Genomic DNA, 26932 nt, shown 5'->3' with positions numbered 1-26932 from the left:
ATATATAACCACATAAAAGATAGTAACTAATTACTATCTTAAATTGAGGCGTGAAAAAGTCAACCTGCTTTTGATCTGCATATTTCGATCATCCAGGGCTGCTGCGACAATTTGCCACATTTCCTTCATTTACTGAAACTGGCAGAATCCGCGTTCAATTACACACCAGAACAGGAGATTCGGAAGAGTTATGAACTATCGTGTCACTCCATTCGCATCAGCTATAGCTGTTGCTTTATCTTCCTTTGTTGTACAACAAGCACTGGCACAGACTACCTTGAATGAAGTTGTCGTTAAAACCGGCAAGATTCGTGATGCTGCTGCGTCAGTTGAAATCGGTTCAACCGAAATTGCTGCGCAGCATGCCGTTACCCGTGATACCGCTTCTTTGTTGCGGGATGTACCGGGTGTGCATCTCTATGGAGCGGGGGGTGTTTCCAGCTTGCCGGTGATTCATGGCCTGGCAGATGATCGTCTGCGTATCACAATTGATGGTATGGATTTCATTTCTTCCTGTGCCAATCATATGAATCCGCCACTGTCCTACCTTGATCCGGGTAACGTTGCAAAAATTCGGGTGTATGCCGGCATCTCGCCAGTCAGCGTGGGAGGTGACAGTATTGGCGGAACGATTGTCGCGGAAACAGCCGCGCCGCAATTTGCTGCACCCGGCCAGCGCTCACTCATCAAGGGTGAAGTTGGCTCTTTTTATCGCAGCAACAACAATGCCTTTGGAGGCAATCTGTCTGCAACACTGGCCAATGAATTTTTCAGCATCAATTATTCAGGCGCAATTACCACAGCAGATAACTACAAGGCAGGCGGCAATTTCAAGACAACAACGGCCACAGGGCGGCCAGGGCACACGCTTCCACTGGATGAGGTCGGCTCCACCGCCTACAAAAGCTTGACGCATACTTTGGGACTTGCATTGCGGGCAGATAATCATCTGCTGGAGGCGAAATTCGGTTATCAGAATGTGCCGTACCAGTTCTACCCCAATCAGCGCATGGATATGCTGGACAATGAACAAAAACGGATCAACGCGCGCTACCTGGGCGAGTACAACTGGGGAACGCTCGATGGTCGTGTTTATTACGAAGCAGTTGATCATTACATGAATTTCAGCGATGACAAGCAACTGGTTTACGGTACAGCATTGAACGGTATGCCGATGTCCAGCCGTGGCCGTACCCTTGGCCTCAACCTGAAAGGAGATGTTTACCTCACCGATGACGATTTGCTGCGTGTCGGCGCACTGTATCAGCACTACACTCTGCGTGACTGGTGGCCGCCATCCGGAACCGGTGCCATGTCACCTCTGAATTTTCAGAATATTAATCATGGCAAGCGTGATCGGCTGGGATTCTTTGCTGAATGGGAACGGCATTTCAATCCACAATGGACCACGTTGCTGGGTGCTCGTTACGAGCATCTGGAAACGGATGCGGACAATGTTCATGGCTACGGGAACATGATGGGTAACCAGATTCCCGATTCAGCTGCCTTTAATGCGCGTGGCCATAAACGTAATGACAACAACGTTGATTTGACAGCGCTGGCGCGTTACACACCGGGCAATATGGTTGATCTTGAGTTGGGCCTGGCGCGCAAGGTGCGCACACCGAATCTGTATGAGCGCTACACCTGGTCTACCTGGAGCATGGCCGCTATCATGAATAATTTTGTCGGCGATGGTAACGGTTACGTTGGCAACATGGACCTCAAGCCGGAGAAAGCCTATACCGCCTCCCTTACCATAGATCTGCACGCGGCTGATCGAGAATGGGAAATCAAGGCCACACCTTACTTCACTTATGTAAATAATTACGTTGATGCAATCCGGATTCCGGCAGTCACCACGAATAATCAATTCGTCGTCCTGCAATATGCCAATCACTCCGCCCATCTTTATGGAGTGGATCTTTCCGGCCGCACGGTATTGGTAAAAACCAGTCTCGGCGAGTTTGGTCTGCGCGGCCTGATGAACTACACGCGGGGAGAAAACAAGAAAACGGGTGACGATCTCTACAATATCATGCCGCTCAACGGCAAGCTGACGCTTACCCATCAGTACAGTAACTGGAGCAACGCCATCGAACTGGTTGGCGCCACTCGCAAAAATGATGTTTCCTCGGTACGCAACGAAATTCATACCAAAGGCTATTTTCTGACAAATCTGCGTACCAGTTACACATGGAAAAACGTCCGTGTTGATTTGGGCGTGGAAAATCTGTTTGACCGCCTCTACTATCTGCCGCTGGGCGGAGCGTATACCGGGCAGGGAATGACCATGGGAATTAATGGTATCCCTTACGGTATTGCTGTTCCCGGCATGGGGCGCTCAGTTTATGCAGGGCTTAACATCAAGTTCTGATTATATTTTCAGAGGTTCCAGGAAATATACATAATAAGCTGATTGCTGTGTCTGCTCTATGATCAAGTTTCTGGGGTTTGTTCCGTAGAAGAAAAGGAAATAATTACTTTTATGGAGAAAATAATATGGATTTGATTGATCAACTCAAAGAGCTATCAATTCGCGTTAGATGTTTAGTCCCACGGTGTGCTGGAATGGGTCAAAGATAAAACGATCTGGCTCATTTTTCCAGATTTTGCAGATGTATTCATAGGGTGTTAGGCCTTTGAGAGCTTTTAGTCTTTTGGCGAAGTTATAAGCCATCACAAAGCGATGGAGATGGGCCTTCAACTGATCGTGTGAGTCGTAATAATACCGTTTTACAGTCGCATCCTTGATGGTTCGATTCATGCGTTCAACCTGACCATTGGTCCAGGGATGGTTGGGTTTGGTGAGACGGTGCTCGATGCCGTTGATCTGACAACGCCTATCGAACATATGCGTTACATACTGAGCTGTTGGCCCATTCCGATAACGCGCCGGGAACGTAAACTGGATACCGTTATCAGTCAGGATTGTATGGATCTTGTAGGGAACAGTCTCGATCACGGCCTTCAAGAAGGCGGTTGCCGTGTTGCGGTTGGCTTTGTTCTGGAGTTGAACAAAAACGAACTTTGATGTCCGGTCAATGGCTACAAAAAGATAGAGTTTACCTTCCTTCGTACGAACTTCGGCAATATCAATATGGAAGTAGCCAATTGGATAGGCATTAAACTTTTTCTTTGGCTTGTCACCATCAGCCTCCGGCAACCGACTGATGCCATGCCGTTGAAAGCAGCGATGCAGGCTTGAGCGGGTTAAATGCGGAATGCTTGGTTGCAAGGCATATAGACAATCATCCAGCGGTAGAAGCGTATGTTTGCGAAACGCCACAACAGCGGCTTCTTCTTCCAGACTTAAAACAGTCGAGTGCGACTCTTTGGGGCCCATCGGTGCATCGTGGGTGAATTCCCGCTTCCGCCACTTCGCTACCGTTTTTGGATTAATCCCATGCCGCTTGGCCAGAACATTCAGACTCTCTTGACTATTTTGTATCGCTCGACGCACCGCCGCTGTCGTGCGGGCGCTTCCGTGTAATATCTGTCCCATAAATCATCCCTCCGTAGCTGGTTATATGTTACACCAGCACACCGTGGGACTAAACATCTTAGAAAGATAAAAGATACGGTACAAACTGAAGAAGCAACAAAGAATGCATTAATCATGCCATTCATACAAATACTTGGCTACAACGTGTTTGACCCAAATGAAGTGACGCCAGAATTAGTAGCTGACGTAGGGATGAAAAAAGGAGAAAAAGTTGATTATGCCATTCTGAAGGATGGCAAGCCGATTATGCTTTTTGAATGTAAGAAAAGCGGGAGTGATCTGAATATTGGTCATGCATCACAATTATTCAGATATTTTCATGCGACGGAAGCACGTTTTGGAGTGCTTACAAATGGTATTTTGTACCGCTTCTTCACTGACCTGGAACAAGCAAATAAGATGGATGAAAAGCCATTTCTTGAATTCAATATTCTTGACTTCAAGGATCAGTATGTAGAGGAGCTTAAAAAATTTGCCAAGCCTGCGTTCAATGTTGAGTTGATATTAAATACGGCAAGTGATCTGAAATATACAAGAGCGATCCACAATGTTCTAGCTGATTGGATGGTTGCCCCATCTGAGGATTTTGTCAGATTGGCATGCTCCGAAGTCATTAATGGAAAACGTATAACTCCTGCAATAAAGGAGCAATTTACTTTGATAACCAAGAATGCATTTCAACAACTTATTTCGGACAAAATCAATGAGAGACTCAAGCTGGCTATGGAACCATCAGAAGAGTTGAAGAAAGACAACATAATCTCTGATCAGGATTCAGATGGGATCATTACAACTGAAGAAGAATTTGAGGGGTATCGTATTGTCCGTGCAATTCTTCGGGAAACTGTCGATCCGAAGCGAGTGGTTATGCGAGATTCTAAAAGCTACTGCGCGATATTGCTTGATGACAATAATCGCAAGCCAATCTGTCGCTTGCGATTCAATAATCCTTCCAGGATGACGCTGGGGCTATTTGAAGAAAAAGAGGAAAGGATAGTGTCCGTAACAGATCTTTCAGATATTTACCAGTATGCTGAGCACTTCAAGAAAACCGTTTTGGTGTATGACAAACCGGCTGAATTATTACTTGAGGAGGGAGTAGCTACATAATCGCAGATTGTTCATGCGTGCGGTGACGGTGAGCCTGGGGATAATGAAGATTGTGAAGGGACCGTCTGAGCTGGAAATATTGGCCGTGGAATAATTTTCCCGCTCATTGAATTACTTCACACCACCGGTGTTCGTAAAGATGATATTTCTTATCATCCCAGGATCAATAATTCTCTTTCATCAGAAGATTTAGTCATTTGGCCGCAAATAGAACATGGCGAGCGGTGATCCAGCCTCTCCCGTTTCTGCCTGTATGGATAGCTTTATCCTTGCCGAATTTACTATGACTGTGGGAAAAGGAAAGACCAGGAAATCTTGAAGATTTATCTGTTCTGATAGCGTGCTGAAAAGCTTGAAATAGGTTTAATAATGGACAAGGATCCGCAATCTTCTCGATCGCTTTCCTGGCGTATCGTGCCTGTCTTTTGTGCGAGAATCTGGATGTGTATGTTTGGATACTTTCTTTCACGTGGATAAACAGTGTTATTTCAGGAATTTTTAGAAGTGCTAACATTAATTGCGGTTGGATCAGTAATATTAATGCTACTGTTGATTTTGCCAAAAAGGGCAAAAAGATATTTGCTGAAATTACTTTTGATAATTTTTGCAGCTTCCTTATCTACAATCGTAATAATCAGATTCTTAACTTATTTCTTTAGAATATTGTGAATACAGTTCTTGTCATGATTACCAGATTGTAATGTTTGGCATACTCTTTTATCTATAAAAATTCTGTCGTTCACTGTTTGTTTTCTAGTGTACTCTGCTCGCCATCATAACCGCTACTAAGGGTTCACTTCTTGCGATGAGTGAGTTTCTAACCTTTGGCTGTCAATGAAACAAAGTGAGTGCACCGGATAATGAATTTTTCCAGTTCGATCGCGTAGAACACCATCAATCCAGCGGCAATGGATTTACACCATTCCAGCACTGACAAATCAGTTGATTTGAATATGGCCTGCATGGCGGGTAGGTGGGTATAAACAATCTGTAGCAGCGTGCAGACAACAATGGTCAGCAGGATATAACGATTACCGGTTAGGCCTTTGATAAGCGTAATCGGGGCAAAAATATGACGGCTGTTAAGCAAATAGAACATTTCTGCCATTACGATCGTGTTAACAGCGATCGTATGCGCTGTTTCAATCCGGGTGCCATTACCCAGCTCCCACAGAAACAAGCCAAGTGCACTGATCATCATCAGCACAGATACCATTAGAATGCGCCACACAAAAAAACCAGACAGAAATGCCTCAGCCGGTGGGCGTGGGTGGCGATTCATGATATTGCGTTCTGCCGGTTCGAAAGCCAGCGCCAGTCCCAGGGTGCTGGCTGTTACCATGTTGATCCACAATGCCTGTGCTGGTGTAAGTGGCAGTGTGAGTTCGAACAAAATGGCGGCAATGATTATCAACGTTAGGCCACCACTGACCGGTAACATGAATAGTATGAATTTTTTCAGATTGTCGTAAACAGCCCGACCTTCACGTACAGCAGAAACAATGGTGGCAAAGTTGTCATCTGCCAGCACGATATCGGATGCTTCCTTGGCAACTTCAGTCCCCTTCATACCCATTGCCACGCCGACATCCGCGCGTTTAAGCGCCGGTGCATCGTTCACACCGTCGCCGGTCATGGCCACTACCTGTCCACTGGCCTGCAAAGCTTCTACCAGGCGCAGTTTGTGTTCCGGGCTGGCGCGGGCGAATATGTCGATATTCATGACTACATTACGCAAGGCGTTATCGTCCATGGCAGCGATTTCTACCCCGGTAAGAGCCGGTTTACCGGTGCCGATAGCCAGTTGTGCCCCGATGGCGCAAGCTGTTTCCGCATGATCACCGGTAATCATTTTGACCCGGATTCCGGCGCGATGGCATTCCGCTACTGCCCGGATGACTTCCTCACGGGGCGGATCGATGATGCCAACCAGAGCCAGTAGCGTGAATCCTGTTTCCATGTCGGTCATTTTTAGATTGTTTTCCTGTGGTGCCGTACGTTTGCAAGCCAATGCCAGCAAGCGTAATCCTTGAGCCGCCGTGGTGGTTGCCATTCGCTGCCAGTAGCCGGCATCAAGCGGCTGTTCATTATTCTGGTGCAACTGGGTTGTACACATCTCCAGAATACGTTCCGGCGCTCCTTTGACGAAGATCCAGGGCTTATCATCACTGTCGCGGTGATAGGTGGCCATGAAGGAATATTGTGATTCAAACGGAATGACATCCAGGCGTGGCCAGGCAGTATTGGCAAGGTGGCGGGAGAAACTGGTTTTCTCACCCAGCACCAGCAGAGCGCCTTCGGTAGGATCTCCTTCCACATGCCACTGACCGTGCTCCTTTTGCAATCGTGCATCATTGCACAGCACGCCCGTGCGTATTGCCAGGGTAAGCGCCGGATAATGGGCGGGATCAATGACATGTCCGTCAATGTTGCATTCACCTGCTGGTGTATAGCCAACGCCGCTGATATTAAATACATGGTCGGCGCAGATCACATGCTGCACGGTCATTTCATTGCGGGTCAACGTACCTGTCTTGTCAGAGCAGATGACAGTCACCGATCCCAGTGCCTCGACAGCGGGCAGTTGCCGGATGATGGCGTTGCGTCGTGCCATACGTTGAACCCCCAGCGCTAGTGTCACGGTCATGATGGCCGGTAACCCTTCTGGTATCGCCGAAGCGATCAACGCGATCGCCATCATGAACATCTCTTCTGGAGCATGGCCGCGCCAAATGGTGCCCAGTACGAAAGTTGCGACAGAAGCTGCAAGAATGGCGATGGCCAGTATGCGGCCAAAGTTATCAATCTGACGTAATAATGGAGTGGACAGACTCTTTATATCCGTGAGCATCTGGTTGATTTTGCCCAGCTCGGTTGTGCTGCCGGTAGAGACGACAATTCCACTGGCCTGGCCGAATACGACAAGGGTGCCGGAATAGATCATGCCGGAGCGATCACCCAGCGAGGTATCGGGCAGGCTTGTTTCAATGTGTTTCTTTACTGGTATGGATTCCCCAGTCAGTGTAGCTTCATCAATCTGTAATTCCCTGATTGAAGTCAGGCGAATATCCGCCGGCACTCGATCGCCGGAAACCAGCAATACCACATCACCTGGTACTAGTTCAGCAGCGTCTATTTCATGGCGGGAATCATCCCTGATGACGGTTGCGCGGGGCGACAGCATGGCCCGGATAGAATCAAGCGCCGTTTCGGCTTTTCCTTCCTGAATGAAACCAATAAAGACATTAACCATGATTACAGCCAGCAGTACGCCGCTATCCACCCAGTGATCCAGTAGAGCGGTGATGAGCGCTGCAGCAGTCATGATATACAGCAGGATATTGTGGAATTGCATCAGCAGACGAATCAATGGCCCGCGTCGTTTGGGTGGAGGCAGGCGGTTCGATCCGAATCGGGCAAGACGATCCTGGATTTCAGCAGTTTTCAGGCCATTAGGCCCGGTTTGCAGAATTTTCTCAATCTCAGATTGAGTCAGTGTATGCCACTTCGTTTGTCGCAGCGCTTCGGTATTCTTATCTGCAAGTTGATTTGTCATGGCACGGAAGAGAAAGGGCAGATCAGCAGAATGGGCAAGTGTACTGGGATGCTAGAAATTATAGTTGTCATCATGTCTCCTGTGCCTTGCAATCTGTAGACGGTAACAGATTTTCTCCATGAAAATCGTAAATCCAACTCTTGGAACAAACAAACGGTACTCTTTTTCTCATGCAACATGATGCTTTCAGGTGATTGAATGATCTGGCTTCTGGAAAAATGGCGGCGTCGCCGAATTCTCAAACGTAAACTTATTCCCGAATCTATCTGGCAACCGGTAGTGGATCAATTACCGTTCTTGTATGGATTGACTCGGAATGAACTCCATCGGTTGCGGGAATGGTCGACAATTTTTTTGCATGACAAAAAAATTAATGGAGTGCAGGGTCTGATCATGACAGAAGCGATGTGTGTAATGATCGCGGCGCAGGCCTGCTTGCTGATTTTGAAGCTGGACCCGGAATATTACGATGACTGGGTAGAAGTAATCGTCTACCCCGGCAAGTTTATTCTCAATCGCGTCTATCGGGATGAAATAGGGATTGTACATACCAGGCGGATGGTGGCTTCGGGTGAATCCTGGCTGACCGGGCCGGTGATTCTGTCATGGGAGGATGTGGCTCATGTTCATCATGAGCATAACGTGGTGATACACGAATTTGCACACAAGCTGGATATGCTGAATGGTTCTGCCAACGGTTATCCGCCCCTGCATAATGGGATGGATCCGCGCAGCTGGGCTGAGGTTTTCAGCCAGGCTTATGAGATTTTCTGTAGACAGGTGGAGCAGGGTGAAGGAACGGGTATCAATCCTTATGCAGCAACGGATCCGGCAGAATTTTTTGCGGTATTGAGTGAAGTTTTTTTTATCAGGCCACATCAGGTGAAGCACCATTTTCCAGCGGTATATCAGCAGCTGGCCCAGTTTTATCGTCAGGATCCGGCAGCGCGGCAGACAGAACCGGCCTGAATGAGCCATTATTGTTTTTTGATTTGATCAGGAGAATGGAAGGTATGGATATATACAAACTACTGGATTTAATCACCCGGCAAAAGGAATCGGGAGATACCTATCTGGAGTTCTTGCGGACGCCATCACTAAGTATGGGGATTTACACCCTGCTTGCGGGATCGTCTGATTTGCAGGAACCGCATGCCGAGGATGAAGTTTATTATGTGGCGCAGGGCCAGGCGAGTATGCGGGTGGGTAGCGACCATCGGCAGATTTCAGCGGGAAGTATTATTTTTGTAGCAGCCAATGTTGATCACTGTTTTTATGACATAACAGAGGATCTGAGCGTGCTGGTGTTTTTTGCTCCGGCCGAATATACCAGCCAAAAACCGAATAGTGGGTAGTTGGCTCTGTTTCTTGTTATGAAGTATCAGAAGTGGGGCAAGAGGAGCTGGTAAGAAATACCTTTTGGTATTTCTCAAATCTATATTTTTGGCAACGTCACTCCTTGTTGAAACTGGTATTTACCCTTGCGATCCTTGTAGGATGTTTCACATACTTCATCCGCTTCAAAAAAGATAACCTGGGCAACGCCTTCATTGGCATAAATCTTGGCAGGCAGGGGGGTCGTGTTGGAGAACTCCAGTGTGACGTAACCCTCCCACTCTGGCTCAAATGGTGTGACATTGACTATGATGCCACAGCGAGCATAAGTGGATTTCCCGAGGCAGATGGTCAGCACATTGCGCGGGATGCGAAAATATTCAACTGTGCGTGCCAGCGCGAAGGAATTGGGCGGGATGATGCAGATATCATTTTTTAAATCAACAAACGAGTTTGAATCGAAACGTTTCGGGTCAACGATGGTTGAATTCAGATTGGTGAACAGCTTGAATTCATCCGAACAGCGGATGTCGTAACCATAGCTGGAAGTACCGTAGGAGACGATGCTGTGCCCATCTTTCTGTTTAACCTGACCAGGCTCGAATGGCTCAATCATGCCGTATTCGGCGGCCATCCTGCGGATCCATTTATCTGATTTGATCGACATGCGCGGCCTTAATTAATCGTCTTCCATGATAATTTGTGTAAATACATCCGTGTAATCACGCGCCATATCGGAGATTTTCGCTGCTACGCGGCGTGCAATCGTGCGGTAGATGGTGGCGATTTGCCCGTCTGGTTCGGCCACGACACTGGGTGTGCCGGCATCAGTATGCTCGCGGATACGGATATCCAGTGGCAGGGCGCCCAGCAGCTCGACGTTGTAATCCTTGCTCATTTTTTCACCGCCCCCCGTTCCAAAAATCGGCTCGGTATGTCCGCAGTTCGAACAGGTGTGCAGGCTCATGTTTTCCACGATTCCCAAAATAGGAATGCCGACCTTCTCAAACATTTTCAGACCCTTGCGGGCATCCAGCAGGGCAATATCCTGTGGCGTAGTGACGATGACCGCGCCGGTCACCGGAATTTTCTGGGCGAGTGTCAGTTGAATATCACCCGTGCCAGGTGGCAGATCAATAAGCAGATAATCCAAATCTTGCCAGAGGGTGTCATTCAGTAGCTGTTGCAAAGCTTGCGTTACCATCGGACCACGCCAGACCATTGGGGTTTCCACATCAATCAGCAGACCAATCGACATCATTTGAATACCGTGCGCCCGCATCGGCTCGATAGTTTTGCCATCCGGTGAATTCGGCTGTCCGCTGACGCCAAGCATTTGTGGTTGTGACGGGCCGTAGATATCTGCATCCAGAATACCTACTGTTGCCCCTTCAGCTGCCAGTGCCAGTGCCAGATTGACTGCAGTAGCAGACTTACCTACACCCCCCTTACCGGAAGCGATTGCAATCACATTCTTGACACCGGGTAAAAGTTTGAGTTTGCGCTGTGCACCATGGGCAATGATATTACTGGTGACATTGACTGTGACCGATTCGATTCCGGGCAGGGTACGCAAGGCGTGTTCAATCTGCTGACGGACGGTTTCCAGCACGCTTTTAGCCGGGTAGCCAAGTTCGATATCTATTACAACGCTGGTCTGATTGATCTGAATGTTGTTGACAGTTTTGCTGGTAAGGTAATTTTTACCGGTCGTGGGATCAATAATCTGACCCAGCACCGTTTCAATTTGTTGTTGTGTGATCATTGATGAGCGTGCTCCCGCCACAAAAGTATTGATGTTAGCAAATATCGCGCCAGCTGGTTTGCTACAATCTTCTCTTATTATATATTTTGAATTGATGAGTAACCGATGACTGTACGTAATATTCTGGTAACTTCCGCGCTGCCTTATGCCAATGGCAGCATTCATCTGGGGCATCTGGTTGAATATATCCAGACCGATATCTGGGTACGTTTCCAAAAAATGCAGGGGCATACCGTCTATTATGTCTGTGCGGATGATGCGCATGGCACGCCCATCATGCTGCGTGCTGAAAGGGAGGGTATTTCACCGGAAGCATTGATTGCGCGGGTCTATACAGAACATCTGCGTGATTTTACCGGTTTCCATATCGCGTTTGACCAGTATTACAGCACACATTCCGATGAAACGCGCTACTACGCCGAGGATATTTACCAAAAACTGAAAGCAGCCGGGCTGATTGCAATCCGTTCGATAGAACAACTGTATGATCCAGTCAAAAACCTGTTTCTGCCGGATCGCTTTGTTAAAGGTGAATGCCCGAAATGCGGGGCGGTTGATCAATATGGAGATTCCTGTGAAGCCTGTGGCGCGGCCTATACACCAACAGAGCTGAAAAATCCCTATTCCGCTATTTCCGGTGCAACGCCCATCCGAAAAGCATCGGAGCATTTCTTCTTTAAGCTATCTGATCCGCGTTGCAGTGATTTTTTACGTAAATGGACACGCTCAGGCAACCATTTGCAGGCAGAGGCAGCCAACAAAATGGCGGAATGGCTGGGGGAAGAGGGTGAGAATAAATTATCCGATTGGGATATTTCACGCGATGCACCTTATTTTGGCTTTGAAATTCCCGGTGAAACAGACAAGTATTTTTATGTGTGGCTGGATGCACCGATCGGCTACATGGGCAGCTTCAAAAAGCTTTGCGCCGAGCAAGGGATTGATTTTGATCAATACTGGAAAAAGGGTGCCACCACGGAGTTGTATCATTTCATCGGCAAGGATATTCTTTATTTTCATGCACTATTCTGGCCGGCAATGCTGGAGAACGCGGGTTATCGTACCCCCACACAGATTTTTGCTCATGGTTTTCTGACCGTGAATGGCGAAAAAATGAGTAAATCACGCGGCACGTTTATTACGGCGGAAAGCTATTTGCAACAGGGGCTGAATCCGGAATGGTTACGCTACTACTATGCCGCCAAGCTCAACGGCAGCATGGAAGATATCGATCTTAACCTGGAAGATTTTGTTGCGCGTGTTAATGCGGATCTGGTCGGCAAGTACATCAACATTGCCAGCCGTTGTGCCGGATTTATCAGCAAACGTTTCGACGGCAAGCTGGTGGCGGGGGAAGATTATCAACTGCTGCAACAAACGGTGGATGAACATTTCTCCAGCTGGCAGCCGGGCGTCATCGAAGCAGCCTACGAGGCGCGCGATTTTTCTGCCGCGATACGCCATATCATGAAGCGAACGGATGAGATCAACGAACTGATCCACGCGCTTGCACCCTGGGAAATTGCTAAGGATGAGACACGAGAGCGCGAATTACACCGTGCCTGCAGCTTGGGTATCCAGATGTTTTATCTACTCTCTTGTTATCTGAAACCGGTTTTGCCCTATACCGCTGAACGCATCGAGCATTTTCTCAATTGGACGGCGCTGAGTTGGCCCAGACAGCAAGCAGGACAACCTTTATCCACTATGCTGCTGCCGGCAGGTCACACTATTAATACTTATCAACACCTTATCACCCGTATTGATCCCAAACAAATTGCTGCACTGACAGAGGCCAACCGACAAACCATGACGACCAGTAACGACACTCATTCACTCACGCGGCATGCTGAAGCACAACAACGTGTCATTGCTCCCATTGCCGAAACAATTTCAATCGAGGATTTCAGCAAGATCGATCTGCGCATTGCCCAGATTCTCGACGCACAACATGTTCCCGGTGCCGACAAACTGCTGCAACTGACACTGGATATCGGCTCTGAACAGCGTTCCGTCTTCGCAGGCATCAAATCTGCCTATGACCCGGAACAACTCAAAGGACGGCTGACTGTGATGGTCGCTAACCTTGCTCCGCGCAAAATGAAATTTGGACTCTCAGAAGGCATGGTGCTGGCTGCAAGCGGTGAAAGCGGCGGCCCATTCTTGCTCGCCCCGGACAGCGGCGCACAACCAGGCATGCGGGTGAAGTAAGCGTTTCTGAGAGATACCAACGATTGTACTGTTGTTAATACACTTGTCTGCGGCGTTTGACGATGCTCAGTAACCCCAGGCCGATCAGCAGTAGAGTGTATGTCCCTGGTTCGGGAACTTGTTGCATTATGCTAAAGGAAGCGTTCAAACCATAGCGGGCTGCAAGGTTTGGATTGTCCTCCAGTTGGTCCCAATAACTTGATCCTCCTGCGAAGACAGAGTAGTCACCTGGATCAAGTTGAAATGTTTTTGATACGAAATTATCAGCCACACCATCTCCACCTGGAATGAGTCCAGTACCATAGTTCATGGCACCATCATAAGCGTGCCCGATATAGCTGAGGTAGCTTGGATCCAATGCCTGCGGATCATCTTCGTTGGTGATGCTCCAGTCAGCCAGTGCCACGAATGAGCCTTCGCTGCCTTCGGGGCGCAGGAGTTTAGAACCGTCAGTGTTGTCATGATCAAGTTCGTGAGGTGAAACGTGAGCTAATCCTCGATATAGCGAGAATCCAGGCGCCAATCCCAGCATTGAAAGGGCTTCTTCACCTTTGTAGTTGGTAGTCATCGCGCTATCTTCCCGAAAACTGAGATTTACGCTAGCCGAGCTGGTAAGCGTAAATCGGAAAGGCAGTACTCCGTGGCTGTTCCCCTGGTCGGAATCAGTTCCATCTATCCAACCGTAGTTACCTGTTACGAACTGATGAAGAATGGTGTTTGAGCCGCCAGTGGTCGAATCGTAGATTCCAAAATCACGGCTGCTATAGCTGATATGAGCAACGGCGGGTAGCGAGGTTATACCAGCAGCGAAAAGTAATGCGCATTTGATCGTCTTGTTCATCTAAATTTTTTCTTAATATTTGAGTGATTGGTAAAAGAGGCTATGCTCGGAAACTCCCTGTCTTGCATAGCCTGGGTACCAAGTATCAAATAAGCCATTGGAATAAACAATGTGACATATTGTCGCATGCGACAAGTACCAGTGAATAAATACCCGATCTTTGTGCCTGGAATTTATATATTCCGTGAAACTTGAGATCTATAGCAATTACTGTAATTTTTCTTCGTTACAATCCCATACATCATAACTTTACCTGATTAGAAAGATTGTTCAGCCAGACCCGATTTTTTCTATGATAAGGCGCATAGCGGCCCAAACAAACCTATCAAAGAGGAATTATCATGGCCATGAACTGTATTCAATTTTAAGTAGGCTTGTCTTTACTTGATTTCTTACACAGTTTGGCACGGATGAGCAATGTGCGGATGTATTGGAAGTATCTCGTTGGCCGTAAGAATTTAGCTGCCCAGGCTGCGGCAACGCAAATTACTACTTGCTTAAGGCAGGAAAATACAAGAACTTCCAATGCAAGCAAGCGCTGCCGTCTGCAGACAATCTCTGATTGTAGGCGCCTTGTTCCAAAGCCCCCACTTGTCGCTAAGCATCTGGTTCCTGGCAATTTATCTGATCAGCCAAGCCAAGACCGGGCCTGTCGGCACTCGACACAAAAATTCACGGGTGATGGCCAGCAGATCATCCAAAGGCAGCAGCAGTGAGCGATGCAGATAAATCGCAATGGCTTCTTGTGCTGGTGTAAGCGTAGTTTGCAGCCGGTGTGGCGTGTGTGATCGATCGGTAAAAACGTCGCGATACTTCCATTTTCAGGTCGTCTGTTCGGTGACGCATAGTGTTGCGCCAGCACCACAACAGAATCAACGCTTGCGACAACTAGCCTGACACAAGGGGAAAAAAGCGGCTATTTGATATTGGGATTTAGTCTTTCTGTTCTGTTACCACGGACATGGAGTCAGGCTGCGTCTTGTAACCTTGCCTCTCCATAAACGTTTTTAAAGTCTGATACGCTTCAAGTCCGTAGGAATTTGCCAGCATAAGCGCTATCCGTGTCTGGATTACGAACACTCTCAGGCCTTCATGCTTCTCCTGAGTTGGATTCGTAACCTCTGTTATGCTTCTGGTGGCGTCTTCCGGGTAGCTTCTTTGATACTTCAGTAGCAGTTCTTCAATATCTTGATGATTGATTCTGGCTTTTTCAGCGACTATGAGCGTATTTATCGTCTCTTTCGGCCCTTTATCTCGTATAAGTTTAAGCATGATTATTTTCAATGATTCCAGGAATTCATGTGTGTTCTATGGGAGTGTTTGCATGTAGTTGAGTTTCTGTTCGGATCGTACTGCGTGCGAAACTACACTGCCATATTTTCCAGTTTCTGCAATATCGTCTCATGTGACATACCGATATGTTCGTTCGGCCACTTCATGATGATCGATAGCCTGTTGCAATATCGTTTTGTACTTGTCTTTTCTCTATATACCATTTGTGTCGTTAAACAGCCTGACGTGTATATATCCTGGAAATTTTACTGTTTTTATGTATTCTGGACAAAAATTTTATTATTTAAGAGGATATTGATCAAATCAATAAGCGTTATTGAAACTATAACTGCGAACGTGATGAGCCTCCAGAGGCTTTTCAAAATCAATAGATTCTGGATACTACGGCCTTGCAGGCCTCTTAGTGGCGGATAAATCAGCGTTTTACTGATGGGTCCTGGGCAGTTGTAAGGTTTCTTCTACTGACAAGCTTCCGGAGTGGCGTTGTCAGTAATCAATCCCTATTTGTGCCTGGATCCCAGACTGGAAGGCGTGTTTGATATCACGCATTTCAGTGACGGTATCGGCTGTCTGGCATAAAGCATCCGGTGCGGCACGGCCGGTAATGACAACATGCTGCATCGCCGGGCGGTTCTGCAGATCAGCTAATACGGTATTGATGTCCAGCCAGCCAAACTTGAGCGGGTAGGTGAGCTCATCCAGTATCAGCAGGTCAATGGAGGGATCATGCAGCATGGTTTGTACAACTGCCCATCCACGTCTGGCAGTTTCCTTGTCGCGTTCAAGATCTTGTGTATCCCAGGTAAAGCCTTCCCCCAGCACATGCCAGATGATATTTTTCTGCTGTTGGAAGAAAGCTTCTTCGCCGGTGTCGGAGCGCCCCTTGATGAACTGCGCGACGCCAACGCGCATACTATGACCCAGTGCGCGGGCAGCCATGCCGAAAGCGGAGCTTGATTTACCCTTGCCGTTGCCGGTCAATACCAGCAGCAAGCCTTTACTTTTATCAGCACGGGCAATCGCGGCATCGACAACTGTCTTTTGGCGTTGCATTCGGGCACGGTGGCGCTGCGCCCGATCTGCTTCAGCGTTCATTATTGGTATTGGCTGATTGCATTATTCCGGGGGTAACGCGATTGATGGATCAACGCAAGAGGGATGTGTATTGCTGCTGCCATGCTGACGTAAAACAGTAAAGACTGGAGATAAAGCGGGAAATAGTACAGTTCACGCTGCCAGAATTCAGCAAAATTGGTTTCTGTAAACTGACCGGAGAAGAAATAGAATCCGCCACTGGAGAATAATTCACATAGCATTGCACCGATCAGAAGGCTGAAGGATAGTGGCATCCATGCCCGCCATGAGAATTGATAGTGTGTAGCAAACCAGCGACCAGCAGCCCAGAGGGCGCTATAGGCAGGCAGCAGGAAGGCGTAGGCTGTAGTCAGACAGAATTCGCTTTCTGCAACAGTGAAGTAAGCTGAAGAGTCGAGTATCCAGGTTAATGCGAGAAAACCAGGTAATGACCAGCTTGAACGAAGATAGAGGCCGGCCAGAAAGAAGACGGCCCAGGAAGCTCCTGGCAGGCTGTGCAATGAGGCGAAGTGATATTCGCGGGTGGCAATCATCAGGGCGATCAGGATGAACCCGATCAGGTATTGATAGTGTAATGGTAATGGCTTCATGGTTTTATCCTATGGTTGATAGCGCAGGGTAGCAAAGAAGCTGCGCCCGGGTTGGTTGAAGAATGCAGCGGTTTCATAGTCCTTGTCAAACAGGTTTTCAACTCGTCCTTGTATGCGCCACTGTGAATTGATCAGATATTCTGCCCGTAAATCGACTTTGACGTAATCATCCAGCTGCTGCTTATTTGCCAGATCATCGTAACGATTGGCTTCCGCAAGAAACAGTGCCCCCACCACAAAATTACCAAGCTGGCGACTGGCATCAATCCGGAAGGCCTGTTTGCTGCGTCGTGGTAGGATATTGCCTCGATTAGCACCTTTGGAGCGATTTTCTGGATTGAGAAAAGTGAGGTTGGTTTGAATCAGCCAGCCTTTGATTTCAGTGTTGAGGATAGCTTCCAATCCTTGTATGCGCGCTTTGTCTATATTATCTGGAGCGAATGTTGCCGCATTATATGAGATCAGGTTATCAATCCAGGTTTCATACAGGTTAAGTGACCAATTACCTCGGTCGAACCGGCCAGTTGCACCCAGTTCTACTGTGTGGGCATCCTCCGGCTTGAGATGAGGGTTGCCAAATCCAGGGAAATACAGTTCATTGAAGGTAGGGGCTTTAAACGCGCTACCGAAGCCAGCAGTCAGCCTGACCCGTTCAGTCAGTGAATAGCCCCAGGAAGCACCACCGGTTACCTGGCTGCCGAATTGCTGATTGTCATCATGACGTAAAGAAAGCTGCAGTTTGTGCGCTGCGAGTGAAATCTGGTGTTGTGCAAATACACCCCAATTATAGCGTGAGGTAGTGGTGAATTTTTCCGTGCTATTGACATGATCATACAGATAATCTGTGCCGATGGTCAAAAGCTGATTCGGGGTTACAGTGATATCATTTTGCCAGGAGATCGTATCGCGCCGGGCGTGGTAGCGCGTCATGAACATTTTCTCCTTGAAATTATCGGAATCTTCATTACTGCGCCCCATTGTTAAGGTGATGCGCCAAGGCTCAAAAGGCGAATAACGCGCAGTTCCTCCGAACATCTGTTGTGCCAGTTTGGTTCGGTTGATAAAGCCGCCGTCGTATTCGTAATGTCCATCAGTGTGTAAAAAACTGGCTTCGACATCCAATCCGCTGTCGAAGTGGTAGCCGGCACGGGCCGAGCCGGAGATATTACGGTAGCCATCCTTGTCCGGTTCAACGGTGAAGCATCCCGCACTAAAAGAACCTTTGCAGGCATTAAAGCCATTGGTGTCTGATCCGCTGATGCCGAGATTAAACCAGGCGTGTTCGCTGCTACCGGAGAGAGTAGCTGAGCCATTGATGGTTCCATAGCTGCCCCCCCCAAAACTGAGGGTGGGTTTTAATCCCTTTTTTCCGCCTTTACGTGTGAAGATCTGGATGACGCCACCTACCGCTTCCGGGCCGTATAAGCTGGAACGTGGTCCCCGGACGATCTCAATACGATCAATCAACTCTACCGGGTAGTTCTGGATTTCACTAAAACCGGAGGTGGCAGAGCCCATTCTGATGCCATCAACCAGAACCAGTACGTGGTCGGATTCTGTACCTCGCAGAAAAAGTGTGGTCAATTTTCCAGGGCCACCGGTATTGGCGACATTGATACCTGCGATACCGTGCAGCAGATCTTGCACGGAACGTGCCTGCTGACGCTCAATATCAGTTCGTGTAATGACGGTAACTGAGGCAAGTGTATCTTCCGCGGCTTGATCAGTACGGCTAGCGGTAACGACAACCGGGTTTTCGAGATAGTTGATTTCTTCCGCCCATGAGACGGCAGAAAGATTGATTCCCAGCCATAGAGCCAGTACAGATGAAGCATGATTTCTGGACATTGTTTCCTCCGCGCACACCCGCGCGATGATCGGGTTATAAACAGATTGCGGAGAAACAGCAGGGAACCTGACATAATTAAATGCCAGAAATAAGATCCGGTGCCGTGTATTGCCCTCCGCAATAACATGATATTGCTTCAGGCCGGTCTCCGGACTTGTGAGTGGATTTATTTCCTGATTCTGCGCCTTCCCGTGCCGGATGGCACAGTGGCGTGTGCAGAATATTGACTCATTTACCGTTGCGGGGGCAGTGTCGGCATTGCATTGTTTGATTCCAGTGCGCACCGACTTCCCGTTTCATCCCTCGTGCAAATGCATCTGGGACACCTCAAGCAAGGGAGTGGAGACTATAGCAGCGCTATGACCATGTCAAGAATGGTCCGGGAGGATGGTTCCGAAACTGGCTGGTAATTCTTCTGTGGTGCAGGGAGAATTTTGCTGTTGGTATGTGGTTGGTAAATTGGTTCTTGTTATTCGTTTTTTCCAGTATTGTCACGCTGATGCTGCATGGCGGGTGGCGCTGATTCCCGAGCGGATTGTTTCATCGACAGGGCAGCAAGGAGGATACCCAATTCATAAAGCAGATATAAAGGAATTGCCAGCAAGATCTGCGACATGACATCAGGCGGGGTGAAAATCGCGCCGATGATAAATGCACCAACCAGAACAAAGCGGCGGACGGATCTCATTTTTCCTATTGAAACGAGACCGGTACGGATGAGGATCAGTACGAAAATCGGTACTTCAAATGTGATGCCGAAAGCCAGGAACATTGATAATACGAAGTTGAGGTATTCGCTGATGTCAGTCATGACAGCGACACCTTCTGGCGCGAAATAGACGATGAATTCAAATACCAGTGGTAGTACGGCGAAGTAGGCGAATGCCATGCCTGTGAAGAACAGGAGGCTGCTGACGAATACCAGCGGCAAAAACAAGCGTTTTTCGTGGCTGTATAGGCCGGGTGCGACAAATGCCCAAACTTGATAAAACGTGTGTGGTAGGGTGACGAGAAATGCCACCATTAACGCAACTTTCATTGGGATGAAGAACGGAGTCACCACCTCTGTAGCAATCATTTGACCACCTTGCGGCAATTTTTCCAGCAAAGGAAAGGCCAGGAAACTGTACAGCTCTCGCGCGAAAAAAGCGCAGGGGAGAAAACCCAGAAATAATGCCAGCAGTGCTCGAATCAGCCGGGCACGTAATTCCACCAGATGCGAAATAAAAGTATTGTCATCATCCATCTGTTGCTGTGGTTTATCCTGTGGTTAAATTGAGTCGCTTAATAAAGAGGAGATTACTGGCAGCTTGCAGTGGTTGAATCACTGCAAAAACTAACTGCCCAGTTGCCGGGGTTCTTTAGGGGTTGATGAGGCGGCTGTTTCGGTATTCTCGGGTTCTGTTTTTCCCCCTGATTCAACTGCATGAGATTTTTTTTCGGGTATGGCTGTGGGCTGGGTATCTGCTATCTCCGATATTTTGTTTATTTCGCTGCGCACCGAATTCTCAAATGAATCGACGGTTTCATGCATGGAATCCCTGAGCTTCCTCAGGCTGTCCAACTCCATTTCTTCGTTCAAATCACGCTTTACCTGTTCGACATAACGCCGAGCCCGTCCCAGAAAATAACCTGCTGTGCGTGCAACTGCCGGCAATCGTTCTGGCCCGATGACAATAAGGGCTACAATTCCAACGACGATAAGTTCAGTGAAGCTGATATCAAACATTTGCAGGCTCGGATAGCATTGAATGCTGCTTCGAGATTATCCGGAAAATCCTGTTCCCATGATTGTGCAGAGCCATATTGTCAGATCACACTTTTGTCTGATCTTTTTCTTCTATTTCACTTTTGATCGAATGGCCGGTTACCTGTTGGTGTGAAGGAGGTGGCTGGGTATTTTCCTCTTCAGCACCCTTCATACCTTCCTTGAATCCACGGACAGCTCCTCCCAGATCGCTGCCAAGGTTGCGCAGTTTTTTGGTCCCAAATACCAGCACAACGATCGCCAGAACAACCAGCCAGTGCCAAATACTAAAACTTCCCATTATTTGCTCCTTAAGCGGATTAGCCGTGATGAATCATAGCGGGCAAGCGATCCTTCCCCCCGATAACATGAAGATGAAGATGGAAAATTTCCTGTCCTCCTACCCGCCCGGTGTTGATAATGGTTCGAAACCCATCTGTACATCCCTGGTCTGCCGCCAAGCGGGGAGCTAGCCACAGCATTTTCCCGAGTAGCTGCTGATGACTCAGGTCAACTTCATTTAATGATTCGATATGTTGTTTGGGTATCAGCATAAAATGCACAGGCGCTGCCGGATGAATATCATAAAACGCTATTGTTTCATCATCTTCATGGATTTTAGTGGCTGGAATTTCACCACGTACGATTTTGCAGAATATACAATCTTCCATATCATTCAGCCTTAGTTGGCTCAGGTTGGTTTTGAGATCGTGACAATTTCTCTTCGATACCGGATACTCCTTCTCTTCGCTCCAGTTCCGACAGTATAGCTTCCGGCGAGATGTCGTGCCTGGCAAGCATGATCAAGCAATGAAACCACAAGTCCGCTGTTTCATAAATAATCTGTTCTCTGTCATTGTCCTTGCAAGCCATGATAGTTTCAGCGGCTTCTTCAGCAATTTTTTTTAGCACTTTATCTTCGTTGCTGCTTAGCAGTTTTGCGATGTAGGAATGAGCAGGGTCGGCGCTTTTGCGTGCTTCAATCGTCTGAGTCAGTCGCTGTAATATCGTTGAAGAGGAGGTCATTGGGTATAAATTTGTGATGGGTCTTTGATAACGGGCTCTGTGATTACCCATTCCCCATTTTTCAATTGGCGGAAAAAGCAGCTTTGCCTACCTGTATGGCAAGCAATCCCCCCTTTTTGTTCCACACTGAGGAGGAGGACATCTCTATCACAATCCAGATGGATTGCCTGGACTATCTGGGTATGGCCGGATTCCTCACCTTTGTGCCACAGCTTCTTTCTGGAGCGCGACCAGTAAACTGCTTCACCAGTTTCGACAGTACGTTTGAGCGCGTCGCGGTTCATCCAGGCCACCATCAAAATCTTGCCACCGTTTTCATCCTGTGCGATTACCGGGATGAGGCCGTCAACTGACCAGTTTATTGTATCAAGCCATTCATCTGTCATTAGCTGTTCCTTGTGTGCTGCTGCTTTCAGGGCGATCTTAACAGTTTCAGGAATACTTGCAAAATGTGGGAATACCGTAGGAAAAACGGCCTCCATGGTAATTGTGGCGACTCAGAAGTAAAGACCGTGTTCCACTTTCTTACAGGCGGACTTCTATGCCGTGTGATAACAGATATTCCTTGGCCTGACGGATACTGAATTCGCCATAATGAAAAATACTGGCTGCCAGCACTGCATCAGCATGGCCTTGCAAAATACCGTCCACCAGATGATCCAGGTTACCTACACCACCGCTGGCAATAACGGGTAAGTCTACTGCATCGGAGATTGTGCGTGTCAGAACAAGATCAAATCCGGAGCGAGTACCATCACGATCCATGCTGGTCAGCAGAATTTCTCCGGCACCCAAGGATTGTATCTTTTGAGCCCATTCAATCGCATCAAGCCCGGTTGGCTTGCGCCCGCCGTGGGTGAATACTTCCCAGCGCGGAGATTCAGGGTTTCCGTCAGGTGTTTGCCTGGCATCAATGGCGATTACGATACACTGAGAACCGTAATGATCTGCTGATTCCTTGATCAGTTCCGGATTCAATACTGCGGAAGTGTTGATGCTGACTTTGTCAGCCCCCGCGTTCAGCAGCCTGCGCACATCCTCGGCCTTGCAGACACCTCCTCCCACCGTTAGCGGGATGAAAACCTGTGAGGCGACCTTTTCCACAATATGCAGGATTAAATCGCGATTCTCCACGCTTGCAGTAATATCGAGAAAGACGAGTTCATCCGCTCCCTGCTCATTATAGCTGCGAGCAATTTCAACCGGATCTCCTGCGTCCCGCAGAGAGACAAAATTGACACCTTTGACGACGCGCCCGTCCTTAATATCAAGGCAGGGAATAATACGCTTGGCTAATCCCATTGGTCAAAGTTATCAGAAATAAATTAGATAAAAAAAGAAGGGGATAAAAAGCACAAAGCCAGTGAGTTTCTGTGAGTGAGTGAGTGAGTGATGTCAATCACTTTGCTGAATCCAGCTGATCTGCCAAGGCTTGTGCCTCCTTGAAATCAAGGGAGCCCTGATAAATTGCCCGGCCAGTGATGACTCCGGTGATTCCTTCGGACTGGACTTGGCACAATTTCCTGATGTCATCCAGGTTGGTCACACCGCCACTTGCAATGACGGGAATTGTCAGCGCTTGAGCGAGTTCCACAGTAGCTTCGATATTGAGGCCGTTGAGCATGCCATCACGACCGATGTCGGTGTGAATAATTGCTTCGACACCGTAATCCTGGAATTTTTTTGCAAGATCAATAACGTCATGGCCGGTTACTTTGGACCAGCCGTCAACAGCCACTTTTCCACCTTTGGCATCCAGCCCGACCATAATCTGACCTGGAAACGCATAGCAGGCATCGTGCAGGAAGCCAGGTATCTTGACCGCAGCCGTTCCAATGATTACGTAGCTGATGCCGTTATCCAGATAGTACTCGACAGTTTCCAGATCGCGGATTCCTCCGCCCAGCTGGATTGGAATTCTTCCATCAATGGCTTCGACTATCGCGCGGATAGCTTCACCATTTTTAGGTTTTCCGGCAAAAGCACCATTAAGGTCAACCAGATGCAGCTGACGGGCTCCGTTATCCAGCCAGTGCAGTGCAACTGTTTCAGGGGTTTCTGAAAATACTGTGGCATCTTCCATGATGCCTTGCTTCAGGCGGACGCATTGTCCGTCTTTCAGATCTATAGCAGGAATAATCAGCATACGAAATTATCGGGGTTAATGATCAGACTTGAAAAAATTGATAATACAATGGAAATACTGGATAGGATAATGCTGGAATGTTGTTATGGTATCCATTTTAGGAAATTACTCAATAATGCCAATCCTGCGGAATGACTCTTCTCCGGGTGAAACTGGGTGGCAAAAATATTGTCCCTGGCAACTGCACATGTGAATGGGGTTGGATAGTTGGTACTACCCGCCACGATTCCTGGTTCATCTGTAGCTACGTAATAGCTGTGAACAAAGTAAAAGCGTGTGCCGGTATCAATTCTATCCCACAGTGGATGCGCCATAGTCTGGTGAACCTGGTTCCAGCCCATGTGAGGAATCTTGAGTTTTGGGGTGTTGTTACCGGCGGTCTCACGCACGTCTAATTTTTTCACACTGCCTGGCAAAATACCCAGTGCTGAGGTATCGCCTTCCTCACTTTCCTTGAACAACATTTGCAGTCCGAGGCAAATGCCGAGAAAAGGTTTATTTTGAGCTGCTTCGACGACTACTTCACGCAAACCCTGATCATCCAGAGCCTCCATGCAATGAGGCATCGCACCCTGGCCCGGAACAACAACGCGTGAGGCAGATCGGATAACCTCCGGATCATTGGTAACCGTGACAACCGCAGATGAATCGACATATTCCAGTGCTTTGGATACCGATCTCAGGTTGCCCATCCCATAATCTACAACGGCAATCGAGTTCATGTTCGTATCAGATGTTCTGAGCGTTTTTTTACCTACAGCACGCCTTTCGTGGATGGAATAAGGTCATCGCAGCGTGGATCAATTGTTACAGCCATACGCAGTGCACGGCCGAATGCCTTGAAAATAGATTCAGCCTGGTGATGTGCGTTTTTACCGGCGAGGTTATCTATGTGCAGTGTCATCATGGCATGATTGACAAAGCCCTGAAAGAATTCCTGGATCAGATCGACATCGAAAGAGCCGATAACCGCACGTGTAAATGTGGTGTTGAACTGCAAGCCAGGCCTTCCGGACAAATCGATGACTACTCTTGACAAGGTTTCGTCCAGAGGCACATATGCATGACCGTAGCGAAATATTCCTTTTTTGTCACCAATGGCACGATTCAGTGCCTGACCCAGTGCAATGCCAATATCTTCCACAGTATGGTGGGCATCGATATGAAGGTCGCCTTTGGCTGCAACATTCAAGTCAATCATGCCATGGCGGGCAATCTGATCCAGCATGTGATCAAGAAAAGGAACGCCGCTATCCAATTCCGCTTTGCCCTGGCCGTCCAGGTTGATTGCTACGGTAATTTGTGTTTCCTGAGTGTTGCGAGTAACTTGGGCTTTGCGCATGAGTATTTAAATTTGAACGGAGTGTTTTGTTTAGTCTTCCGGTTAATTTTCAGCGATCAAATCTTGCAGTGTATTGCAGAAATAATCGTTTTCTTCGGGCGTGCCAACTGTTACACGGAGGCAATTTTTTAATAAGGGGTGGCTGTTGTCAAGGTTCTTCACCAAAATACGACGCTGCTGAAGTTGCTTGAAAACATGGCTGGCGTTGTTGAGCCGGAATAAAATGAAATTGGCATCAGAGGGATAGGCTTCAACACCTTTCAGGCTTTCAAGAAAGATTCTTAATTTGGTTCGGGTTTGTTTAATTATGTCAGCCTGATGTTGTAGCGTATCGTAATGTTGCATGATTTTTTCTGCCATAAGCTGGGTAATTACATTGACATTGTAAGGCAGGCGCAATTTCTCCAGATGATACAGCCAGCTCGGCCTGCCGACCAGGAACCCGAGGCGAAGCCCGGCCAATCCCAATTTCGAAAGCGTTCGCATAACCAGTAAATTCGGATAATCTGGGAGTTTTTCAATAAAACTTTTCCCTGCAAATGGATGATAAGCTTCGTCTATTACAACCAGACCTTTGGATATTTGAATTATTTTATTCAGGGCGGCCTCGTCAAACAGATTGCCGCTGGGGTTGTTCGGGTAGGCCAAAAACAGAATAGCTGGCTGGTGGTGTGAAATTGCCGTGAGCATCATGTCAAGATCCAGCGAGAAATCTGGTCTTAACGGAATGCCGACATATTCCATATTTGTAAATGTAGCAATCATTTTGAACATGGCAAATCCGGGTTCAACAGTCAGTAGCTTTGCTCCTGGTTTTGCAGCTGCCAGCATGATGATTTGAATGATTTCATCTGAACCATTTCCCAGCATGATTTCCATTCCATCTGGAATAGATAGCGATGTTCGAAGCGTTTCTTTGAGTGCCGCGGCATGCGGATCAGGGTAGCGGTTGATATGCGCGCCTGCTGTAATCCGGGTAATCTCTTCACCCAAAAAGGAGGGGAGCCGATAGGGATTTTCCATTGCGTCCAGCTTGATCATGTCCTTCGCGGGCGGGACGTGGTAGGCTGATAGTGCAAGAATTTCCTGGCGGATAATCTGGTCAGGTGACAAAGAAGTCATGTATCAAAAAGAAGGAGAGATGTCGTACAATCCTGTCATTTACTTGGGATTGTTATCATCTTTATCTTTTCCACCAAAATAAAAGAGAACTGCGCTGATGACCACCACCGGGAAAACGACGAAATAACTTATCGCATACAGCGTGTCTTCATCGTGGCCAGTGCTGTTGATAATTTTGTAGCCATGCATTACTGCCACAAGGATTACGCCAATCAAGCCGACCAAGCGGTGGTTGAGCAGTTTTTTGTTTGTAATTATGTTTAGCCCGAGCGCAGCGAAATGCCCGACGAAATAAATAAAAGTATAAAAAATCAGTGCGCCCATCAGGAGTACTCAAATAAAACCATCAAGTTTTGAAGCTGGTTAAACACGTATGTCGTGAAATATTTTGAAAGTATA

The 26932-nt window shown here is 47.8% G+C and carries 26 protein-coding genes, 1 pseudogene and 1 riboswitch; of the genes and pseudogenes, 5 read left to right on the top strand and 22 right to left on the bottom strand.

Features of this window, described 5'->3' with window-relative positions; all coding sequences use genetic code 11:
* Positions 1-190 precede the first annotated feature (190 nt).
* Entirely contained in the window at positions 191-2377 is a 2187-nt protein-coding gene (locus tag ACZ5EJ_RS09015; RefSeq protein ID WP_011634964.1) for a TonB-dependent receptor, read from the top strand.
* Between the two features lie 165 nt (positions 2378-2542).
* Here ACZ5EJ_RS09015 and ACZ5EJ_RS09010 read toward each other — a convergent pair whose 3' ends face one another.
* Positions 2543-3505 (bottom strand): IS481 family transposase, encoded by a 963-nt coding sequence (locus tag ACZ5EJ_RS09010; RefSeq protein ID WP_464556957.1) that lies wholly within the window; start codon positions 3503-3505, stop codon positions 2543-2545.
* Between the two features lie 114 nt (positions 3506-3619).
* Here ACZ5EJ_RS09010 and ACZ5EJ_RS09005 point away from each other — a divergent pair, with 114 nt between their 5' ends.
* Positions 3620-4615 (top strand): type I restriction endonuclease, encoded by a 996-nt coding sequence (locus ACZ5EJ_RS09005; RefSeq protein WP_011634962.1) that lies wholly within the window; start codon positions 3620-3622, stop codon positions 4613-4615.
* Between the two features lie 817 nt (positions 4616-5432).
* On the opposite strand, the gene ACZ5EJ_RS09000 is transcribed toward ACZ5EJ_RS09005, so the two are convergent.
* Positions 5433-8171 carry a cation-transporting P-type ATPase gene (locus ACZ5EJ_RS09000; protein ID WP_074685025.1) on the bottom strand — a complete coding sequence of 913 codons (2739 nt, stop codon included), beginning with the start codon at positions 8169-8171 and terminating at the stop codon, positions 5433-5435.
* A gap of 198 nt (positions 8172-8369) precedes the next feature.
* Between ACZ5EJ_RS09000 and ACZ5EJ_RS08995 the strand changes: the two genes are divergently transcribed.
* Positions 8370-9140, top strand: a complete 771-nt coding sequence (locus ACZ5EJ_RS08995; RefSeq protein ID WP_011634959.1) for a M90 family metallopeptidase — start codon at positions 8370-8372, stop codon at positions 9138-9140.
* A gap of 44 nt (positions 9141-9184) precedes the next feature.
* On the top strand, positions 9185-9526 hold the full coding sequence (locus ACZ5EJ_RS08990) for a cupin domain-containing protein (RefSeq protein WP_011634958.1): 342 nt from the start codon (positions 9185-9187) through the stop codon (positions 9524-9526).
* Positions 9527-9606: 80 nt separating this feature from the next.
* On the opposite strand, the gene dcd is transcribed toward ACZ5EJ_RS08990, so the two are convergent.
* Together dcd and apbC are read right to left on the bottom strand one after the other, a co-directional pair.
* A complete protein-coding gene (gene dcd / locus ACZ5EJ_RS08985; RefSeq protein ID WP_011634957.1) occupies positions 9607-10173 on the bottom strand; it encodes a dCTP deaminase in 567 nt (188 codons plus the stop codon).
* 12 nt (positions 10174-10185) lie between these two features.
* Positions 10186-11271, bottom strand: a complete 1086-nt coding sequence (gene apbC, locus ACZ5EJ_RS08980; protein WP_074455811.1) for an iron-sulfur cluster carrier protein ApbC — start codon at positions 11269-11271, stop codon at positions 10186-10188.
* Between the two features lie 105 nt (positions 11272-11376).
* Between apbC and metG the strand changes: the two genes are divergently transcribed.
* The gene (gene metG / locus ACZ5EJ_RS08975; RefSeq protein WP_074685026.1) at positions 11377-13482 is read left to right on the top strand and encodes a methionine--tRNA ligase; all 2106 of its coding nucleotides are present in this window, start codon (positions 11377-11379) and stop codon (positions 13480-13482) included.
* A 34-nt stretch (positions 13483-13516) separates the two neighbouring features.
* Here the strand turns inward: metG and ACZ5EJ_RS08970 are convergent, their stop codons facing one another.
* The 18 genes and pseudogenes from ACZ5EJ_RS08970 to ACZ5EJ_RS08885 all read right to left on the bottom strand — a co-directional run bounded on the left by ACZ5EJ_RS08970 (position 13517) and on the right by ACZ5EJ_RS08885 (position 26857).
* Entirely contained in the window at positions 13517-14323 is an 807-nt protein-coding gene (locus ACZ5EJ_RS08970; RefSeq protein ID WP_074685027.1) for a PEP-CTERM sorting domain-containing protein, read from the bottom strand.
* A 665-nt stretch (positions 14324-14988) separates the two neighbouring features.
* Positions 14989-15132: pseudogene (locus ACZ5EJ_RS08965) on the bottom strand (IS481 family transposase); the annotation flags it as partial.
* A 124-nt stretch (positions 15133-15256) separates the two neighbouring features.
* Positions 15257-15595 carry a hypothetical protein gene (locus ACZ5EJ_RS08960; protein WP_074685028.1) on the bottom strand — a complete coding sequence of 113 codons (339 nt, stop codon included), beginning with the start codon at positions 15593-15595 and terminating at the stop codon, positions 15257-15259.
* A 507-nt stretch (positions 15596-16102) separates the two neighbouring features.
* Entirely contained in the window at positions 16103-16711 is a 609-nt protein-coding gene (cobO, locus tag ACZ5EJ_RS08955; RefSeq protein ID WP_011634952.1) for a cob(I)yrinic acid a,c-diamide adenosyltransferase, read from the bottom strand.
* Entirely contained in the window at positions 16711-17301 is a 591-nt protein-coding gene (locus ACZ5EJ_RS08950; protein ID WP_011634951.1) for a hypothetical protein, read from the bottom strand. Before ACZ5EJ_RS08950 ends, cobO begins: the two co-directional genes overlap by 1 nt.
* Before the next feature lie 9 nt (positions 17302-17310).
* Positions 17311-19149: a TonB-dependent vitamin B12 receptor gene (gene btuB / locus ACZ5EJ_RS08945; RefSeq protein ID WP_083341446.1), complete on the bottom strand. Its 1839-nt coding sequence runs from the start codon at positions 19147-19149 to the stop codon at positions 17311-17313.
* Positions 19150-19272: 123 nt separating this feature from the next.
* Positions 19273-19495, bottom strand: a riboswitch (cobalamin riboswitch).
* Positions 19496-19619: 124 nt separating this feature from the next.
* Complete coding sequence (gene tatC, locus ACZ5EJ_RS08940; RefSeq protein WP_074685029.1) at positions 19620-20396, bottom strand: twin-arginine translocase subunit TatC; 777 nt, start codon at positions 20394-20396, stop codon at positions 19620-19622.
* 90 nt (positions 20397-20486) lie between these two features.
* On the bottom strand, positions 20487-20879 hold the full coding sequence (gene tatB, locus ACZ5EJ_RS08935; protein ID WP_074455816.1) for a Sec-independent protein translocase protein TatB: 393 nt from the start codon (positions 20877-20879) through the stop codon (positions 20487-20489).
* An 85-nt stretch (positions 20880-20964) separates the two neighbouring features.
* Entirely contained in the window at positions 20965-21198 is a 234-nt protein-coding gene (gene tatA, locus ACZ5EJ_RS08930; RefSeq protein WP_011634947.1) for a Sec-independent protein translocase subunit TatA, read from the bottom strand.
* A gap of 19 nt (positions 21199-21217) precedes the next feature.
* Complete coding sequence (locus ACZ5EJ_RS08925) at positions 21218-21568, bottom strand: histidine triad nucleotide-binding protein (protein ID WP_011634946.1); 351 nt, start codon at positions 21566-21568, stop codon at positions 21218-21220.
* A 1-nt stretch (position 21569) separates the two neighbouring features.
* Positions 21570-21923: a phosphoribosyl-ATP diphosphatase gene (locus ACZ5EJ_RS08920; RefSeq protein WP_011634945.1), complete on the bottom strand. Its 354-nt coding sequence runs from the start codon at positions 21921-21923 to the stop codon at positions 21570-21572.
* Positions 21920-22309: a phosphoribosyl-AMP cyclohydrolase gene (gene hisI, locus ACZ5EJ_RS08915; protein WP_074455833.1), complete on the bottom strand. Its 390-nt coding sequence runs from the start codon at positions 22307-22309 to the stop codon at positions 21920-21922. The genes ACZ5EJ_RS08920 and hisI overlap by 4 nt, the downstream gene beginning before the upstream one ends.
* A 139-nt stretch (positions 22310-22448) precedes the next feature.
* Complete coding sequence (gene hisF, locus ACZ5EJ_RS08910; RefSeq protein ID WP_074455817.1) at positions 22449-23225, bottom strand: imidazole glycerol phosphate synthase subunit HisF; 777 nt, start codon at positions 23223-23225, stop codon at positions 22449-22451.
* Between the two features lie 97 nt (positions 23226-23322).
* Positions 23323-24069, bottom strand: a complete 747-nt coding sequence (gene hisA / locus ACZ5EJ_RS08905) for a 1-(5-phosphoribosyl)-5-[(5-phosphoribosylamino)methylideneamino]imidazole-4-carboxamide isomerase (RefSeq protein WP_011634942.1) — start codon at positions 24067-24069, stop codon at positions 23323-23325.
* Positions 24070-24152: 83 nt separating this feature from the next.
* Positions 24153-24791, bottom strand: a complete 639-nt coding sequence (hisH, locus tag ACZ5EJ_RS08900; RefSeq protein ID WP_074455818.1) for an imidazole glycerol phosphate synthase subunit HisH — start codon at positions 24789-24791, stop codon at positions 24153-24155.
* 32 nt (positions 24792-24823) lie between these two features.
* Entirely contained in the window at positions 24824-25411 is a 588-nt protein-coding gene (gene hisB, locus ACZ5EJ_RS08895) for an imidazoleglycerol-phosphate dehydratase HisB (protein WP_011634940.1), read from the bottom strand.
* 42 nt (positions 25412-25453) lie between these two features.
* Positions 25454-26533 carry a histidinol-phosphate transaminase gene (hisC, locus tag ACZ5EJ_RS08890; protein WP_074455819.1) on the bottom strand — a complete coding sequence of 360 codons (1080 nt, stop codon included), beginning with the start codon at positions 26531-26533 and terminating at the stop codon, positions 25454-25456.
* Positions 26534-26572: 39 nt separating this feature from the next.
* On the bottom strand, positions 26573-26857 hold the full coding sequence (locus tag ACZ5EJ_RS08885; RefSeq protein ID WP_011634938.1) for a hypothetical protein: 285 nt from the start codon (positions 26855-26857) through the stop codon (positions 26573-26575).
* Between the last annotated feature and the right edge of the window lie 75 nt (positions 26858-26932).

This window comes from Nitrosomonas sp. TNE100 (genome assembly GCF_055387135.1).
The sequence above is the reverse complement of the archived record's forward strand: the minus strand, read 5'-3'. Positions and strand labels throughout refer to the sequence as shown.

Excerpts from the sequence above, each read along its gene's own strand:
- hisA (WP_011634942.1), bottom strand. The coding sequence starts at position 24,069 with ATGCTGATTATTCCTGCTATAGATCTGAAAGACGGACAATGCGTCCGC.
- ACZ5EJ_RS08885 (WP_011634938.1), bottom strand. The coding sequence starts at position 26,857 with ATGGGCGCACTGATTTTTTATACTTTTATTTATTTCGTCGGGCATTTC.
- hisB (WP_011634940.1), bottom strand. The coding sequence starts at position 25,411 with ATGCGCAAAGCCCAAGTTACTCGCAACACTCAGGAAACACAAATTACC.
- ACZ5EJ_RS08950 (WP_011634951.1), bottom strand. The coding sequence starts at position 17,301 with ATGAAGCCATTACCATTACACTATCAATACCTGATCGGGTTCATCCTG.
- tatB (WP_074455816.1), bottom strand. The coding sequence starts at position 20,879 with ATGTTTGATATCAGCTTCACTGAACTTATCGTCGTTGGAATTGTAGCC.
- ACZ5EJ_RS09005 (WP_011634962.1), top strand. The coding sequence starts at position 3,620 with ATGCCATTCATACAAATACTTGGCTACAACGTGTTTGACCCAAATGAA.
- ACZ5EJ_RS09010 (WP_464556957.1), bottom strand. The coding sequence starts at position 3,505 with ATGGGACAGATATTACACGGAAGCGCCCGCACGACAGCGGCGGTGCGT.
- ACZ5EJ_RS09015 (WP_011634964.1), top strand. The coding sequence starts at position 191 with ATGAACTATCGTGTCACTCCATTCGCATCAGCTATAGCTGTTGCTTTA.
- hisH (WP_074455818.1), bottom strand. The coding sequence starts at position 24,791 with ATGAACTCGATTGCCGTTGTAGATTATGGGATGGGCAACCTGAGATCG.
- dcd (WP_011634957.1), bottom strand. The coding sequence starts at position 10,173 with ATGTCGATCAAATCAGATAAATGGATCCGCAGGATGGCCGCCGAATAC.
- hisI (WP_074455833.1), bottom strand. The coding sequence starts at position 22,309 with ATGACAGATGAATGGCTTGATACAATAAACTGGTCAGTTGACGGCCTC.
- hisC (WP_074455819.1), bottom strand. The coding sequence starts at position 26,533 with ATGACTTCTTTGTCACCTGACCAGATTATCCGCCAGGAAATTCTTGCA.
- ACZ5EJ_RS08960 (WP_074685028.1), bottom strand. The coding sequence starts at position 15,595 with ATGCTTAAACTTATACGAGATAAAGGGCCGAAAGAGACGATAAATACG.
- apbC (WP_074455811.1), bottom strand. The coding sequence starts at position 11,271 with ATGATCACACAACAACAAATTGAAACGGTGCTGGGTCAGATTATTGAT.
- ACZ5EJ_RS08990 (WP_011634958.1), top strand. The coding sequence starts at position 9,185 with ATGGATATATACAAACTACTGGATTTAATCACCCGGCAAAAGGAATCG.
- cobO (WP_011634952.1), bottom strand. The coding sequence starts at position 16,711 with ATGAACGCTGAAGCAGATCGGGCGCAGCGCCACCGTGCCCGAATGCAA.
- metG (WP_074685026.1), top strand. The coding sequence starts at position 11,377 with ATGACTGTACGTAATATTCTGGTAACTTCCGCGCTGCCTTATGCCAAT.
- ACZ5EJ_RS08970 (WP_074685027.1), bottom strand. The coding sequence starts at position 14,323 with ATGAACAAGACGATCAAATGCGCATTACTTTTCGCTGCTGGTATAACC.
- btuB (WP_083341446.1), bottom strand. The coding sequence starts at position 19,149 with ATGTCCAGAAATCATGCTTCATCTGTACTGGCTCTATGGCTGGGAATC.
- tatA (WP_011634947.1), bottom strand. The coding sequence starts at position 21,198 with ATGGGAAGTTTTAGTATTTGGCACTGGCTGGTTGTTCTGGCGATCGTT.
- hisF (WP_074455817.1), bottom strand. The coding sequence starts at position 23,225 with ATGGGATTAGCCAAGCGTATTATTCCCTGCCTTGATATTAAGGACGGG.
- ACZ5EJ_RS09000 (WP_074685025.1), bottom strand. The coding sequence starts at position 8,171 with ATGACAAATCAACTTGCAGATAAGAATACCGAAGCGCTGCGACAAACG.
- ACZ5EJ_RS08920 (WP_011634945.1), bottom strand. The coding sequence starts at position 21,923 with ATGACCTCCTCTTCAACGATATTACAGCGACTGACTCAGACGATTGAA.
- tatC (WP_074685029.1), bottom strand. The coding sequence starts at position 20,396 with ATGGATGATGACAATACTTTTATTTCGCATCTGGTGGAATTACGTGCC.
- ACZ5EJ_RS08995 (WP_011634959.1), top strand. The coding sequence starts at position 8,370 with ATGATCTGGCTTCTGGAAAAATGGCGGCGTCGCCGAATTCTCAAACGT.
- ACZ5EJ_RS08925 (WP_011634946.1), bottom strand. The coding sequence starts at position 21,568 with ATGGAAGATTGTATATTCTGCAAAATCGTACGTGGTGAAATTCCAGCC.